The sequence below is a fragment of the Flavobacterium sp. 270 genome (assembly GCF_004368785.1).
GTDB lineage: Bacteria > Bacteroidota > Bacteroidia > Flavobacteriales > Flavobacteriaceae > Flavobacterium.
In genome coordinates this window covers 1-1,412 of the sequence record NZ_SODM01000019.1, presented here as the reverse complement: position 1 = coordinate 1,412, position 1,412 = coordinate 1, and the positions used below count along the sequence as shown (strand labels likewise).

The following is a 1,412-nucleotide window of genomic DNA, read 5'->3' as shown; positions in this document are numbered from 1 at the left end:
TCAGAAAGCCAGCGTCCCAAATCTCCCGTATCATACATTCTTTCTCCTTCTATAAAAGGATTAGCGATGAATTTCTCCTGGGTTAGTTCTGGCTTATTCAAATACCCGCGGGCTACTCCTGCTCCTGATATAAACAGCTTTCCCGGGATTCCTATCGGGACAAGCTGTAAAGAATCATCCAAGATGTAAATCCGGGTGTTCGAAATGGGTTTGCCAATGGGAATGCAACTTAAACAGTCATTTAATTTATAGACTGTTGCCCAAACCGTACATTCGGTAGGACCATATTCATTATACAATCCAATATTCTCTAAATTTTCATTATGAGAGGTAATCAAATCTAATTTGAAACTTTCTCCCGCCAAAATGATATTCCTTAGTTTTAAAGAATCCTTGTTTTTTTTGAATTCACTAAGCAATAAATTATAGTAATTAGGTACACAAAGAATATCTGTAATTTTATTCTTCACTATTACCTTTGTAATTTTTTCCGGGTTTTTTATTATATAATCACTTACAATAACCAGACTACCTCCACTTAATAATCCACTCCATATAACAGCTACTGATGAATCAAAAGCAATATTAGATGTTAGTAATATTTTTTGAACCTGGTAAAATTCTCTACACATTGTAGAATTTATTAGATTACCATGTTCCACCATTACTCCTTTGGGATTACCTGTAGTTCCAGAGGTATAGATGACATATGCTAAATTATTAGCTCCATTTATCTTTACAATATTTTCTTTTGAATATTTATGTCGAACCTGTTCAAATTTCTCTAATGTGTGCTCGTCTATAACTGCTTCACAATTGCTGTCCTGCTCTATATATGCAATGCGGTCTTCAGGGTAATTGACATCTATTGGGACATAAGCAGCCCCTGATTTTTGTATCCCTAAAAGTGCCACAATCATTCTATCACTTCTATCCAGCTTTATCCCTATCAGATCATCTGGCTCAATAGTATAATTCTCTCTTAAGTAAAAAGCCAGTTGATTGGATTTCTCATTAAGTTCCTGATACGTCAGTTTTGTTTCTTCAAAAATAACAGCAATATTATTTGGTGTCTTTCTAACCTGTTCTTCAAATAAATCTATGATGGTCTTATCTTTTGGATACTCTAAATCTGTGTCATTAAATTCTATCAATAATTGATTCTGCTCTTCAGATGTTAGATAACCAATTTCCTGGATCAGCTTTTCGGGCTGTTCTAACGATTCCTTAAGCAGGTTTTCAAAATGGGTAAACATTCTCTCTATCAGATACTCTTCATAGATGTCTGTGTTATAGGAAACCATCAAACTCAATCCTTCTGATTCGACAAAAGTAAAACTGATATCAAACTGGGCTGTTGCATTAGAAAACTCATAAGGTCCCATCTCTAGATCTCTGAGTTCTTCGCTTTT

1 protein-coding gene is annotated in these 1,412 nt (G+C 34.6%); it reads right to left on the bottom strand.

Annotated elements, in window-relative coordinates:
• A partial coding sequence (locus EV144_RS24055; RefSeq protein WP_134151677.1) for a non-ribosomal peptide synthetase occupies positions 1 to 1,412 on the bottom strand: 1,412 nt, incomplete at both ends.